We start from the raw sequence: 14,450 nt of genomic DNA on the forward strand, positions 1-14,450 counted from the left end.
CATTGCCAAGAACAGGGCATCAGAACAAAATTGATTAAAATACATATTTATCAACACGTTAATGCGATGTAGGAATAATCTTACAGGAGAATAAACCCATAAAATTAGAATGTGAGATGCACATCCGCACCAAAACATAATTTCGGTGCGGATATTATTAATGAGATGAAGTACGAATAATTTCAGCTAAACTTGATAAGCGTCGTTGGTGCTCAGCAACATAAGGATTACTACGATCCCAAGCATATCCTGCAAGAATAGAGCAAATCATCTGCTTTATTCTTGAGTTGGGCGTTTGGTAAAAAATCACCTCTTGTAACATGCCGTTGTACCAACCTTCCACATAAGTACGGAACGTATCCACTCCGACCATTAATGGCTGAGAATACTCTTGCTGCCAATCTACACTTTCGTTTTTTAGTTGGCGTACAACGCAAGACACGGCTAACTGAGCCGATTTCATGGCTATCGTTACACCTGATGAAAACACCGGGTCTAAAAATTCACCAGCATTGCCTAATAACGCATAATTTACCGTGGCCAACTGCTTAACATTTGCAGAATAGCCGCCTAGCTCACCAGCAGGATTAGGATATTCGGACTTCGAAAGCAGTTCTGCCAGCTCAGGCATTTCATTCACCAACTGCTGGATCGCCGCAATTTTATCACTTGGATAGCCGTCAAAAAACGACGGTTCACCGACAACACCTAATGAACATGTGCCGTTAGAAAAAGGAATGAGCCAATACCATACGTCAGGATTACGCGGATGGACGGAGATCAGTATCTTGTTTCGGTCGTAGTCTGGTTGTTCAGGGGAGATATGATCAATGATATGGGTAAAGATGGCTTTTCTCGGAGGTAAACACGATGGCTCTTCCAAGTCGAGTAACTTAGGCAATACTCGCCCAAAGCCACTGGCATCCAGCACGAAGTCGGCTTCAATTTGATACGTTATACCGTGTTGATCCGTCACCAATAATTGTGATTTATTCTCTTCAAATTCGATATTCGTCAGTTGATGTTGATAACGAATTTCAACCCCTTGCTTAACAGCAGAATCCGCTAATACTTTATCAAATTGACTGCGCTGTACCTGAAAAGTGGTTCCCGGCCCATTCGAATATTTGTCGGTAAAATCAAACTGAGCGTACACACCATTTTTTCGAAAGGCAGCACCATTTTTATATTGAAAACCCGCACGCATAACATCAGGTAACATTCCCGCCGCTTCTATCACTTCCATACAAGCAGGTAATAAGCTTTCGCCAATAGAAAAGCGTGGGAAAAGTGCTTTTTCGATAACCAACACGCGTATGTTTTGCGCATGGAGTAATGCCGCGGCAGTCGAACCCGAAGGGCCCGCACCAATGATAACAACTTGAGTTATCTCTTTATTCATGAATTGACTCGCATCGATTTTAATTAAGCTTGGGCTTTTAGCTCTAACAAGGTGTGGCCAAGGCCAATATTGTCGGTTCGTTTGATCACCTGTAATCCTGCTGCTTGAACGATTTCTAAGAAATCTTCGCTGCGATAGAAGCGACTATTACCATTTGCAAGGCAGGTAAAATACAAAGAGGTGGCATTGAGGCTATAAGAAGCCGCATCGTACTTCTGTGAATCCCAGAACAGTTCCAAAATATAAACCGTCGAATATGCAGAAAGATTGGCGCGAACGCGTTTTAAAATACTCAAAATTTCCATTGGCGAAAAACAGTCTAAAAACTGGCTCATCCACCACACGTCCGCATTTTTTGGTAACGGTTGTTCTTTATCGAGCATGTTGGCTGGAAAAGGATGAATACGCTGCGTAAAACCTTGTTGCTGCGCGTTAGCCATCGCCATTTCCAACTGTTGTGGCAGATCCACAATCGTCACTTCAACGTCTGAATCATAGTGACAACATTGCAGTGCCCATTTACCCGTATTGCCACCAATATCGACCAAATGTTTCGGTTTTTTACGAAATACTTCTTTCAGCAAAATAGGAAAAGAACGATCGGAATAGAAGTGATCGAATTTGAACCAACTCTCTTTAGCTTGCTGGGGCAAACGCGATAAACCTTGGTAGATGGTATCCCAATCGCCGAGTTCTTTCAGACCAGCAGGCTTGCCTTCGGTGATCGATTCGGTTAAGTGCATCATGGCGGCATAACAAACGTCTGCCGTGAAATCCATATTGGCTTGCGTCATCCCATCATGCAGCAAAAAAATGCCTAGATTAGCCAATGAATAATTCGGTTTATCCCATAAAACAATGTGGGCACTGATGGCCATATCGAGTAATACTTTAACGCCATACTCTGACACGCTCGTTTCTTGAGCAATTTGTTCTGCGTTTAAACCTTTTTCGCCAGCATTATCTAATGCAGCCAGTATGCCTAAGTCACGTAATGTACGCGCCGTATGAAAAACGATGGGGGCAAAAGATAATTTTTGAGCTTCGGTTTTTGCCTCTAAAGCGTTATAAGGATCTATTTTTTGATTTAACACATTAAAACCTAACTTTAATTTGTGAACAATATCCAAACACTTAATCTAAGTTCGAGTCAATTCTTAAAAATCAATATTTAAGTCAAGGATACAAACGTTTATAGTTGCGAAGAATAATCTTGTGCCATAGTATTTAACCCTATCAAAAACAATGCAATATCTTATGTCAAATCAACAGCAAATAATCACGTTAAATATTGATACTTGGGTTGCAAATTCTGCAGGCTTATCTCACCCTTCTGATTGGCAAAATTGGGCGAGAGAAGAGATATGGCCTGACGATAATACGCTCAACACAGACCATATTCCTCCAATGATGCGCCGCAGAATGAGTAGTTTGAGCAAATTAGCCGTGCAGACTGCACTGACTGCCATAGAATCACAACATATTGATTACATGGTATTTTCATGTCGTCATGGCGAACTTCATCGTAGCGTTGAAATCGTGAAGTCAATATTAACTGGCGAAGAAGCCTCACCAATGGCATTTTCACAATCTGTTCATAATACAGCGGCAGGCCTAGCAACCATCGCTTCAAAACAACCGATCCCGTTAACCTCGATTGCAGCAGCACAAAACACATTTCAAAGTGCCATATTAGAAGCTTGGCTCTATTTAAATGGGCACCCTAGTCACAAAGTGCTGTTGGTTGATTTTGATGAGCCATTACCTAGCGACTACCAACAATACGAAGAGTGGCAATTTCAAGGCTATGCCTTAGGGTTAACCCTGTCTCACGGTTCAGATTTTACACTCTCTATGCAGACATCTGATACCAAGCCACAACAGCCGCAAGCATTGTCGTTTCTTCACCACTATTTATCAGAAAAATCTGAATGGATCATTGAGGGCTCGCAAAGCGCTTGGAAATGGCAACGAAAATGTTAGAGTTCAACCGCTACTGGCGTATTGCTGCTACAGGTTTTTGTTTTTTTATATTTGGTTTAGGCGGATTAACGCTGAGTTTTATTATTATCCCACTGATTGCATTATTTTCATCGCAAACAGATCGTCGAGAATATAAAGTTCAAAAATCAATCCAAAACTCATTCAATATATTTTGTAAGTTGATGAAATTAACAGGTGCCATCGACTATAAAATAACCAACGCTGAACTATTAAAACAGGATAAAAGCTGCCTTATTATCGCCAATCATCCAAGCTTAATTGATTATGTTCTCATTGCATCACAACTTCATCAGTGCGATTGCTTGGTTAAGTCAGCTATCTGGGCCAACCCTTTTATGAAACGGATTGTTCAAGCCGCAGGTTATATCCCAAATGAAACACCTGATGATTTGTTAAATGTGTGCGAGGAACGCATGAGTCGCGGAAACGTATTATTGATTTTCCCTGAAGGCACGCGAACCACACCCGGCGTTAAACCCAAATTGCAGCGCGGTGCGGCGCAAATCGCAATCCGAACTCAAAGAGACTTACGCATCGTACATATTACCGTTTCTCCGAGTTTTCTCACAAAAGAGCAAAAGTGGTACCAAGTTCCTAAAACCAAACCCTTTTTCCATGTGGAGATAAAGGGTAAAGTTGCCGTCACACCTTTTATTGAAGGTGCTGATAACCCCACCACTGCAGCACGACGTTTAAATCGCCACCTTGCAGAGGTGATTTTCCCCCAAAACAATAACCAGAAATGACAAAACTATTGAAGTTATCGACCCATAACGTCAAGTTGCAGCGAAGCGGAAAGTGAGTAAGTCCCCATCCGTATAGATAACGATATGATTGGGGTGAGCGAACGTAGCCAACACCGCTGCAACTTTAAGTGGGGAAGTGTATATCAAGGTTTTGTTCAAAACGGCTAGAACATTATATAAGTAGGTTGAAGTGGAATTACTACACACAGAAATAAAACAGCTCATTATCGACGCACTAAATCTTGAAGATATCTCAGTTAACGATATCGAAACTGACGCACCACTTTTTGGTGATGGGTTAGGTTTAGATTCTATCGATGCTTTAGAGCTCGGTTTGGCCATTAAAAAGAAGTATAATATCGTCATTGACGCTGATGACTCCAATACTCGCCAACACTTTGCATCAGTGGCAAACTTAGCAAATTATATTTCATCTCAAACTAGCCACTAATAAATAGATAGCGTTATGACAGAAGTAAACCAACAACAAGTATTTGATCAAGTTAAAGAAGCTCTCGTTGAACTATTTGAAATTGATGAAGCCGATATTCAACCAGACGCTCACCTTTATCAAGATCTCGATCTCGACAGTATTGATGCTGTAGATCTTGTCGTTCACTTACAAAAAGTGACTGGCAAAAAAATCAAGCCTGAAGAGTTTAAAACCGTTCGCACCGTCAATGATGTGGTGGAATCGGTTATTGAACTTGTTAAGGAAAGCTAATGCGGCGATTGCTGACGATTTTGTCTGCAATCGTCCTGCTTACCTACCCACTCGCGGTCTACTTCGGGATTAATCAGTTTGGTTTGCAAGCTATAGGGGGTTTCTTAGCCGCTATTTTTGCTTTAAGAATTCTTTCTGGTTGGCAAGCCAAACTTCAAGAACTGAAGCAACTGGCTTGGATTAGTGGGTTCGTTGGTATCACTTTGGTGACTTTGGGGATGCTCTTTCAGCAGCATGGTTGGCTACTGTTTTACCCTGTTGTGGTTAATGTATGTCTTTTGGCTCTTTTTGCCTTGAGCCTAACGCAACCGCAAACAGTGATTGAACGGCTGGCGAGGCTGCAAGAGCCTGAACTTCCTCAAAGTGGCATTGAGTACACACGCACGGTCACTAAAGTGTGGTGCCTCTACTTCATCATGAATGGAGCCATCGCACTTTATACCTGCTTCCAATCTATCGAGATCTGGACGTTGTATAACGGATTGATCAGTTATCTCCTTGCTGGCAGCCTCTTTGTAACGGAATGGCTAGTAAGGCAAAGGATTCGCAAAGGCTAGGTACGCTATGACTTTCGGCACCCCCGATTTTTGCTCGCTTGCAACGTTACTCTCCTCACCAAAAAACGATTCGCATTGTGTTGCTTTTGACCTCAATAACACCATTAACTGGGCAAACTTTGTCGCCGATGTCAGCCAACTAAGCCGGCAATTAGCGTCGCGAAATGAACATCATATTGCACTGTGTGCTGGCGATAGCTATCGGTTCTCAGTCGGTTTTTTCGCCGTCTGTTACACGCAAAAATCATTAATTCTGCCCGGTAATTATCAACCTGCGGCACTGGCAGAACTGAGCCAACACTTTGAGTTGTTGCTGTGTGATGAGGCAATAACAATACCCAATTCTACGCCAACTCTCTCTCTTAACCATTTAGCGCTACCCAACGACATGCGCGATGAAACCGTTTGTTTTGCACCACTTTCATTAGAGACACAAACCGTGACGCTGTTTACGTCAGGCTCCAGCGGTCAGCCTAAGGCTATCATCAAAACACTGCGGCAGCTTGGAGCTGAAATTGCCATTTTAGAGCAGCTTTGGGGCGAACAGCTCATTGGTACAAAAGTGGAAAGTACAGTTTCTCATCAACATATTTATGGGCTGCTATTTCGTGTGTTATGGCCACTGTGTGCAGGGCGAGCATTTGCCCGCCACAACTTGGAATTTCCAGAACAAGTGACCGCACATGCGCATCCGGACACTGTGCTGATTAGTAGCCCTGCGCTATTGAAACGCTTATCACAAGAGCATCAGCCAAGCCCAATGCGCACACTGTTTTCTTCCGGTGGCCCGCTTCCCTACTCTGCTTCTTGTCACGCAAAAACCCTGTTTGGGCAACGACCTATCGAAGTGTATGGCAGTACGGAAACTGGCGGCATCGCTTTTCGGCAACAGCACAGTGCAACGCAGCAATGGCAGCTTTTTCCTACTGTTGAAGCAAGACTTAACAGCGAGCACTGCTTAGCCTTGCGCTCTGCACATATTGATCCAAATCATTGGTATCAAACAGCCGATGAATGTGAGCTTTCCGACCAGCGGCACTTTACCTTGAAAGGTCGCACCGATCGCATCATCAAAATCGAAGAAAAACGGATCTCACTGGTTGAAGTGGAACAGCGTATTGAACAACTGCCGTGGATCAGTGAAACAGCCGTGTTACCACAACAAGACGGTGAACGTTTGATCTTAATCTCAGCGATTGTACTGTCAGCCAGCGGCACTGAAAAATTAGCTCAGCTTGGAAAGGGGAAGTTCTGGCTGTTGCTGCGCTCTGAACTGCGCCAATGGTTAGAACCTATTGCTGTACCTCGACGCTTTAGAGTGGTAAAAGAGATCCCTCTCAACAGCCAAGGTAAGCGCCTTGTTGCTGAACTAGAAACACTATTCCAACCATAAAAATAACGAAGCCCAATAGATTATGGCCAAAAGAACACCCACATTATTATGTGCTGAAACTCAGCCTCACACGGTGAATTTGACGCTGCGCGTTGACGCCGACATTATTGATTTTTCAGGACACTTTGCACATTTTCCATTGCTGCCAGGCGTTACCCAAATCGATTGGGCACTGCGCTATGCACGAGAATACTTATCTGTACCCACAAGCTTTCAAGGTATGGAAGTGATCAAATTCCAAGAACCTATCTTGCCAGATATGACCGTTCAACTGGCATTAAGTTGGGATGAGGAAAAACAGAAACTCGCGTTTAGTTATAGTTCACAGCGTGAGGGTTTAAACATCATTCACTCATCAGGAAAAATGAAGTTGGGTGAAATCTGTGGCTGATTATCAAGCTTGTTTTTTAATTCCGTGCTACAACCACGGCAGCACAGTAGCAGAAGTTGTCTCATCACTCAGCGCATTTGAACTTCCCATTTTACTGGTTGATGATGGCAGCAATCAGCAAACAAAACAGGCGTTGAGCAACGTCGCCCAGCAAACACATGTTCACCTAATTACCCTAGAACAAAACCAAGGAAAAGGTGGCGCGGTAATGGCTGGCATTCGCCAAGCGCAGCAGTTGGGGTTTAGCCACGTCATCCAAATTGATGCCGATGGCCAACATGATTTACAAGCGCTGCCTAAATTACTGGCCGCGTCAAAGCAACATCCAAACCACCTAATTTCTGGTCAGCCGATTTACGATGACAGCGTACCCAAAGCACGTTTATATGGCCGTTACGCAACGCATATTTGGGTTTGGATTGAAACGCTATCCTTTACGATCAAAGACAGTATGTGTGGTTTTCGCGCGTATCCTGTAGACCTCACCGTTGAGGTGCTCAATAACCATAAGATCGGCACGCGCATGGATTTCGACATCGAAATCTTAGTTCGCATGTATTGGCACGGGGTCGATATCGATTTTGTGGAAACTCGCGTCATTTATCCTGAAGGAGGCGTCTCTCATTTCGATGCACTATGGGATAACGTCAAAATCAGTTGGATGCACAGCAAATTATTTTTTGGCATGTTACCGCGTATTCCTCAACTGCTGAAACGCAACCAAAGCAGGCACAACAAAAGTGGTGCAGAGCCAAACCAGCACTGGTCAAAGCGTCAAGAACGAGGAACGGTTCTGGGTATTAAAGCGTTACTGGCGGTATATAGCCTACTCGGGCGGCCAATTTTTAACCTGATGCTGAAACTTGTAATGGGCTATTACTACCTTACCGGAAAACAAGCTCGCCAAGCCTCTGAACAATATTTACAGCACTTACAAAGTTACGCAAACCGTCGCCAAATCACGCTGCCAAATCATCTCTCTAGCTATAACCATCTGCTCTCTTTTGGCCACACTATGCTGGATAAATTGGCGGCATGGAAAGGCGATTTTTCGGTAAAAAATTTGACCATTCATGGTCAAGAATCGTTCCAAACTTTAGCAGAACGAAAACAAGGTGTGCTTCTTTTAGGATCTCACCTTGGAAATATTGAACTGTGCCGCGCTCTGGGACGTCGGCATTCTCATATTAAGATCAATGCGTTAGTCTTCACCGAGCACGCCGAACGCTTCAATGCGGTAATGAAAGCGATCAATCCCAACTCAGAACTGAACCTCATTCAAGTGAGCCGTTTGGGCCCCGATACCGCTATTTTGCTTCAACAGAAAATAGAGCAAGGAGAATGGGTGGTGATCGTCGGAGATAGAACGTCCACCAGCAAAGAGACCCGAGCCGTATGGGCCGATTTTTTAGGCCAACCCGCACCGTTTCCACAAGGCCCTTTTATGTTGGCCTCGGTGTTGAAAGCTCCCGTCTACCTTTTGTTTGGCTTAAGAGATGAACGTTCTAAAACTCCACATTTTAACGTCTATTTCGAGCACTTTAGCGACAACATAGATTTACCGAGAAAAGAGCGACAAGCGGCGCTAGCGCAGGTAGTACAACGCTACGCTGATCGGCTGGAACATTACACACTGCAAGCTCCACTGCAGTGGTATAACTTTTTCAACTTTTGGACTCTAAGTAAACAGCAGCATGATGATTCAGACAGATAACCGCATAACTTTTGGCGTCGATCGCCTCACCATTGAAGATGTTGTCGCGATTTCGCAAGGCGCGCAGGCCAACCTCAATTCTTCAGCGGAATTCACCGCTAAAATTGATCGCGGCGTCGCTTTTCTAGAACGACTTTTAAAAGAAGAAGGCGTGATTTACGGCGTAACCACCGGCTATGGTGATTCATGTACCGTTGCCATTCCGCCGAATCTAGTAGACCAATTACCACTGCATTTGACTCGCTTTCACGGCTGTGGCTTAGGCGAGGTATTAAGCCATCAGCAATCTCGCGCAGTATTAGCAACACGCTTGTGTTCACTAGCGCAAGGTGTCTCTGGTGTGAGCCATGAACTGCTTAACCAAATCGTCACCTTGATCAACCACGATATCGCCCCTCGTATTCCACAAGAAGGTTCGGTCGGGGCAAGCGGCGATTTAACGCCACTCTCCTACCTCGCGGCCACACTGATTGGTGAGCGCGACGTGCTTTATAAAGGTGAGATGCGCCCAACTCAAGATGTGTTTAACGAACTGGGTATTCGCCCGATCAAGCTAAAACCAAAAGAGGGATTAGCGCTGATGAACGGCACATCAGTCATGACTGCTTTGGCCTGTTTAGCCTATAAACGCGCCGAGTATTTAACTCAACTCTGCACCAAAATTACCGCCATGGTGTCTGTCGGTATTCAGGGTAACGACTTCCATTTTGATGCCGCACTATTTGCCGTCAAGCCGCATCCTGGTCAGCAACAAATCGCAGCATGGCTACGCGATGACTTACAAGCAGAACGCCCACCTCGCAACAGTGATCGCCTGCAAGATCGCTATTCATTGCGCTGCGCACCCCATGTGATTGGCACCGTACAAGATGCACTGCCGTGGCTACGTCAACTGATTGAAAATGAGCTCAACAGTGCCAACGACAACCCCATCATCGATGGCGATAATGAACGCGTACTGCACGGCGGTCATTTTTACGGCGGCCACATTGCCATGGCAATGGATACCTTAAAAACACAGGTTGCTAACCTAGCCGATTTGCTCGATCGCCAAATGGCGCAATTGATGGATTACAAATTCAACAACGGTTTGCCGTTTAACTTAACTGGCGCAGAAGGCGAAAGAAAACCGATCAACCACGGCTTTAAAGCCGTGCAGATTGGTATTTCATCGTGGACGGCCGAAGCCTTGAAACATACCATGCCTGCCAGCGTTTTTTCACGTTCGACTGAGTGTCACAACCAAGACAAAGTCAGCATGGGAACCATCGCCGCGCGTGATTGTCTACGTGTGCTTGAACTGACAGAACAAGTGGCGGCCGCCTCGCTGCTAGCAGCGACCCAAGCAATAGAATTGCGCAAACGTCATCATGAGCTGGATGAGCAACACATGAGTCACAATATCAAGCAGATGCGCTTAGCCGTGTTACAAGAGTTTGATTTTGTGGTGGAAGATCGTCCGCTAGAACATGATTTGCGCCACTTTATTAGCCGCATTCAACAACGCCACTGGACACTTTACTAGGAAGCGCGATGAGCGATGTACTTCATCCATTGGAAAGTGAGGTGACTTTAGTCACCTCGTTTCAAGATGCCGACCCAATGGGCGTTATCTACCACGGCAATTATTTTCGTTTTTTTGAAGAAGCACGCCGCGTGCTGATGGAAAAAATTGATTACAGCTATCACGCGATGACTCAGTCGGGCTACCTATGGCCGGTGATTGATACCCACGTGAAGTACGTGAAAGCGATCCCGTTCAACCATACGATTCGAGTCAAAGCGACCTTGACAGAATGGGAAAATCGCTTGCGTGTTGACTACATGATTTTTGATAGCCAGACCGGGCAACGAATGTGTAAAGCGCACACCACTCAAGTAGCGGTTCGCATCGACACGCAAGAGATGTGTTTCGCTTCCCCAACGCTATTTACCGACAAAGTGCAGCACTGGCATACCTACGGGAAATTATGATGCGCCGTTTTCTATGGCTAACTTTAGCTCTATTCTCGCCCCTACTCTGGGCACAAGTGACCGACCTCGCTTCACTGCAAGCGCAGTTGGCGAAACACCAGATCGTACGCGGAGAGTTTACTCAACTCCGCCATATTGAGATGTTCGAACAGCCACTGTCGTCAGCCGGGAAATTCTTGCTTGATAAACAAAATGGCTTACTTTGGCAACAATACTCACCATTTCCAGTTAATTTGGTGCTAACTCAAGACAAGCTTCGCCAAACTTTTGCTAACCAACCACCACAGGTGATTACCGAAAAAGAGAACCCAATGGCGTTTTATTTCAGCCATCTCTTTTTGTCGGTATTTCATGGTGACACGCAGCAATTGAATGAACAATTTACGATGACGCTGCACAGCGAAGATGGCCAGTGGCAGTTAAATTTAACGCCGAGAAATGCGCCACTGAGCTCGGTGTTTACCTCGATAACATTAACGGGGCGAGATGACATTGATGGTTTGATCCTGCAAGAAGTGCGAGGCGACAAAACCGAGATTCAGTTTACTAACCAAAACCACCAGCCAGAGCGTTTAACCCATGCTGAGCAAGCACAGTTTAACTTCTAAATCGAACCAGCTGGCATTGTTCTGGTTGGCTTTTGTGACCCTTTGTCTTGGCTTACTACTCAAGCAGTGGGTCTTTTCAGCAGCATCACCGATCGAGACAGATATCCTTAAGCTACTGCCGGTCAACCAGCAAAGTGTGCTCGCCGAGCAAGCGTTTGAAAAAGTCACTGCCAGTATGAGCGATAAGGTGGTCTTTATTGTCACTGCGCCCAATGAGGCTGACCGACTCAAATCCGTTACAGCGCTAGAAAGCGAGCTCAAGCAGAGTGGCTATTTCAAGGATGTGGTTGGGAAAATCGATGACACTCAACAGAGCGCTTGGGCCAGTTACTACTTTCAACATCGAGCACAACTGCTCACCAGCGAGCAACGCAATCAGCTCAGTCAACATCCCGAACAACAAGTGCAAACCGTGGTGCAAGCCCTATATAACCCTTTTTCTGGGGTAACAGGGCAAGAGCTCCGTCATGACCCTTTTCTGCTATTTCGCGACTACTTAGAACAACTTAGCCAGCTATCGTCTCATTTTCGTTTGCAAGATGGATACTTAACCCGCGAGTATCAAGGCCAAAAATACGTGCTGATCACCGCGCAGCTCAACGACTCACCATACAGTTTCAAAGCGCAACAAGTGGTGCCCGATATTGCTCAATGGCAACAACGCATCAAGCAACAATTTAGTGCGGACATTTATCACACTGGTGTTTTATTTTACGCCGATTTTGGTACTCAAAGTGCCAAGTCAGAAATCAGCACTATTGGCCTTTTCTCATTACTCGGAATTGTGCTGTTGGTGATGCTGGTTTTTCGCAGTGCCATGCCTTTACTGTTGGCACTGCTCTCGGTATCCGTTGGGTTAGTGATTGCCATGGTGATCACCACCGCGTTTTTTGGTCAGATCCATCTGTTTAGCTTAGTGTTTGGGGCCAGCCTGATTGGCGTTTCAATCGACTACGCCTTTCACTACCTGACCGATCGCCTTGCCGCAAATGAACAATGGGACAGCGTGCAAGGACTAAAGCATATTCTGACTGCCATTACCTTAGGGTTAATCACCAGTTTAATTGGCTATCTCGGTCTACTGGTCGCCCCTTTCCCCGGCTTACAACAGCTAGCGCTATTTTCCGCCTTAGGTCTCGTTGCCGCTTACGCGACGGTCGTGGCTTGGTATCCGATTTTGGCCAAAAAACCAAGTCCATCGAGAACGCTTCCCGGCATCACTTATTGGTCCTTATGGTTTGCGCTTTGGCAAAAGCCATGGGTTAAATGGGGCCTACCCACGGCGTTATTGATCATCAGCAGTCTTGCCCTGACGCAAGTGCACTACAACGATGACATTCGACAATTACAAGCCATGCCTAGCGACTTGAAACAGCAAGAGCTGCAAATCAGCGCCTTGACTGGTATTCAATCATCACAGCAAATGTTGGTCGTCAGTGCCAACGATGATGAAGCATTAATGCAGCAGTTAGAAAAATTAGATACGCAATTTTCACAATGGCAACAACAAGGCGTACTTTCTGGCTACCAAAGTTTAAGCCAAAACATCTGCTCGCTTAAGCGTCAGCAAGAAAACTACGCACTGGTTGAAGCACTGTACGCAAACCAAGGCGCAGCACTGGCTCACACGCTGAAACTATCTTCGGCTCCTAAACTGGAAGCGTCATTTTTGCCCATGACACTGGCGCATTATTTAGCCCATGATGTTTCCCAGCCGCTGCGCTTTCTTTATTTAGGTGAAGTTGAGCAAAAAGTGGCGGCGGTAGTGCTGTTGAAAGAGGTTCACCAAGCAGCAGTAATTAAGCAGTTTGCGGCGCAAAATAGCGACTACGCCTATTTGAATAAAACCGAAGAGATCTCAACCCTGTTTGGGCAGTATCGCCTTAAAGTGATGGAGTTAATTGCGCTGGCTCTTACCTTGATCAGCGCTCTCACTATTTGGCGCTACGGCGTGAAACACAGTATTCGCATTATGTTACCTTCGCTGATTGCTTGCATCGCTGGGTTAGCCGTCACCGTCGCAACAGGCTCTACGCTCAATTTATTCAATCTATTAGCGCTGGTATTAGTGATAGGTATCGGTATTGATTACACGCTCTTTTTTGCCGAACAAGCCCGCAGTCACAGTACCTTGCTTGCCATAACCCTTTCGGCACTAACGACTTTGCTCTCGTTTGGTCTGCTTGCTCTTAGCCAAACTCACGCCATCCACAGTTTTGGTTTGACGGTACTGAGCGGCATTTTCGTGGCTTGGTTGCTTTCACCAATGGCGATCAAATCACAACCTGCCGCCATGAAAGCGCATGAGGAAAAACTATGATGATGAGAATACGCCGTGCGCTGCCCTTGCTGTTACTGATGCTGTCTGGCTGCTCTTTAGTGCCAAACCAAGCCTCCACGCAGGTAGAAATTAGCCCCAACACATTCGTTACTCTGCCCAAACCTGCGCAACTTGGGTATCAAGTCACGGCAAGTCAGTTGATCAGCGCCCATTGGCAAGATGATAACGGCCAGCATAACCAACAGCTTCCGGTCCAGTTGCAGGTCACCGATGACAAGATTGTGCTGGCAGGGTTTTCATCTTGGGGAACGAGGATTTTATCGCTCAATTATCAGCAAGATACTGTTGAGACCAGCGTACTCAATGGCTTGGAAAACACCTTGCCGAAGCCCGAACAGATACTCTTTAACCTGATGATCACGCTCTGGCCGCGAAATGCTTGGGAAGCCCCGTTAAATAAGGTAAAGTGGCAAATCATTGATGATGAGAATAGACGAACACTCATCAATGAACTGGGTGAAACAGTGATTGTTATTGATTATCAACATCCCTTCTCGATGAAGGGCGATATTCGCTTCCACAATCAATTATTGAATTACACCATTACGATTAAAACACTCAGTGCCCAGCACCCTTTGCCGCCCACACAACCGTAG

15 protein-coding genes are annotated in these 14,450 nt (G+C 45.5%); 13 read left to right on the forward strand and 2 right to left on the reverse strand.

Translation table 11 applies throughout. The features are described from left to right. Positions 1–157: 157 nt before the first annotated feature. Both AACV32_RS15670 and AACV32_RS15675 read right to left on the reverse strand, forming a co-directional pair. A complete protein-coding gene (locus tag AACV32_RS15670; protein WP_170895396.1) occupies positions 158–1,402 on the reverse strand; it encodes an NAD(P)/FAD-dependent oxidoreductase in 1,245 nt (414 codons plus the stop codon). Between the two features lie 23 nt (positions 1,403–1,425). Further along, positions 1,426–2,532, reverse strand: coding sequence for a class I SAM-dependent methyltransferase (locus tag AACV32_RS15675; RefSeq protein WP_017045151.1), 1,107 nt, complete (start codon positions 2,530–2,532; stop codon positions 1,426–1,428). A gap of 115 nt (positions 2,533–2,647) precedes the next feature. On the opposite strand from AACV32_RS15675, the gene AACV32_RS15680 reads away from it, so the two are divergent. The 13 genes from AACV32_RS15680 (at position 2,648) to AACV32_RS15740 (ending at position 14,450) form a co-directional block, all read left to right on the forward strand. Continuing rightward, positions 2,648–3,385, forward strand: coding sequence for a beta-ketoacyl synthase chain length factor (locus tag AACV32_RS15680; protein WP_081244995.1), 738 nt, complete (start codon positions 2,648–2,650; stop codon positions 3,383–3,385). Further along, positions 3,379–4,152, forward strand: coding sequence for a lysophospholipid acyltransferase family protein (locus AACV32_RS15685; RefSeq protein WP_026028155.1), 774 nt, complete (start codon positions 3,379–3,381; stop codon positions 4,150–4,152). The genes AACV32_RS15680 and AACV32_RS15685 overlap by 7 nt, the downstream gene beginning before the upstream one ends. A gap of 190 nt (positions 4,153–4,342) precedes the next feature. Next, positions 4,343–4,603 (forward strand): phosphopantetheine-binding protein, encoded by a 261-nt coding sequence (locus AACV32_RS15690; RefSeq protein WP_013856487.1) that lies wholly within the window; start codon positions 4,343–4,345, stop codon positions 4,601–4,603. A 15-nt stretch (positions 4,604–4,618) separates the two neighbouring features. Then, positions 4,619–4,876 (forward strand): acyl carrier protein, encoded by a 258-nt coding sequence (locus AACV32_RS15695; RefSeq protein WP_013856486.1) that lies wholly within the window; start codon positions 4,619–4,621, stop codon positions 4,874–4,876. Beyond that, on the forward strand, positions 4,876–5,433 hold the full coding sequence (locus AACV32_RS15700) for a septation protein IspZ (RefSeq protein WP_017050412.1): 558 nt from the start codon (positions 4,876–4,878) through the stop codon (positions 5,431–5,433). Before AACV32_RS15695 ends, AACV32_RS15700 begins: the two co-directional genes overlap by 1 nt. Positions 5,434–5,440: 7 nt before the next feature. Next, positions 5,441–6,826 carry an AMP-binding protein gene (locus tag AACV32_RS15705; protein WP_170895395.1) on the forward strand — a complete coding sequence of 462 codons (1,386 nt, stop codon included), beginning with the start codon at positions 5,441–5,443 and terminating at the stop codon, positions 6,824–6,826. A gap of 22 nt (positions 6,827–6,848) precedes the next feature. Beyond that, positions 6,849–7,217, forward strand: coding sequence for an ApeI family dehydratase (locus tag AACV32_RS15710; RefSeq protein WP_017045145.1), 369 nt, complete (start codon positions 6,849–6,851; stop codon positions 7,215–7,217). Further along, on the forward strand, positions 7,201–8,931 hold the full coding sequence (locus AACV32_RS15715; protein ID WP_170895394.1) for a glycosyltransferase family 2 protein: 1,731 nt from the start codon (positions 7,201–7,203) through the stop codon (positions 8,929–8,931). Before AACV32_RS15710 ends, AACV32_RS15715 begins: the two co-directional genes overlap by 17 nt. After that, a complete protein-coding gene (locus AACV32_RS15720; RefSeq protein ID WP_170895393.1) occupies positions 8,912–10,456 on the forward strand; it encodes an HAL/PAL/TAL family ammonia-lyase in 1,545 nt (514 codons plus the stop codon). The genes AACV32_RS15715 and AACV32_RS15720 overlap by 20 nt, the downstream gene beginning before the upstream one ends. 8 nt (positions 10,457–10,464) lie before the next feature. Continuing rightward, positions 10,465–10,905, forward strand: coding sequence for an acyl-CoA thioesterase (locus AACV32_RS15725; RefSeq protein ID WP_017050416.1), 441 nt, complete (start codon positions 10,465–10,467; stop codon positions 10,903–10,905). Then, the gene (locus AACV32_RS15730) at positions 10,902–11,513 is read left to right on the forward strand and encodes a LolA family protein (RefSeq protein WP_017045141.1); all 612 of its coding nucleotides are present in this window, start codon (positions 10,902–10,904) and stop codon (positions 11,511–11,513) included. Before AACV32_RS15725 ends, AACV32_RS15730 begins: the two co-directional genes overlap by 4 nt. Then, on the forward strand, positions 11,485–13,833 hold the full coding sequence (locus tag AACV32_RS15735; protein ID WP_170895392.1) for an MMPL family transporter: 2,349 nt from the start codon (positions 11,485–11,487) through the stop codon (positions 13,831–13,833). Before AACV32_RS15730 ends, AACV32_RS15735 begins: the two co-directional genes overlap by 29 nt. Beyond that, a complete protein-coding gene (locus tag AACV32_RS15740; protein ID WP_170895391.1) occupies positions 13,830–14,450 on the forward strand; it encodes a DUF3261 domain-containing protein in 621 nt (206 codons plus the stop codon). Before AACV32_RS15735 ends, AACV32_RS15740 begins: the two co-directional genes overlap by 4 nt.

The sequence above is a fragment of the Vibrio sp. B7 genome, from assembly GCF_963888765.1.
GTDB lineage: Bacteria > Pseudomonadota > Gammaproteobacteria > Enterobacterales > Vibrionaceae > Vibrio > Vibrio anguillarum.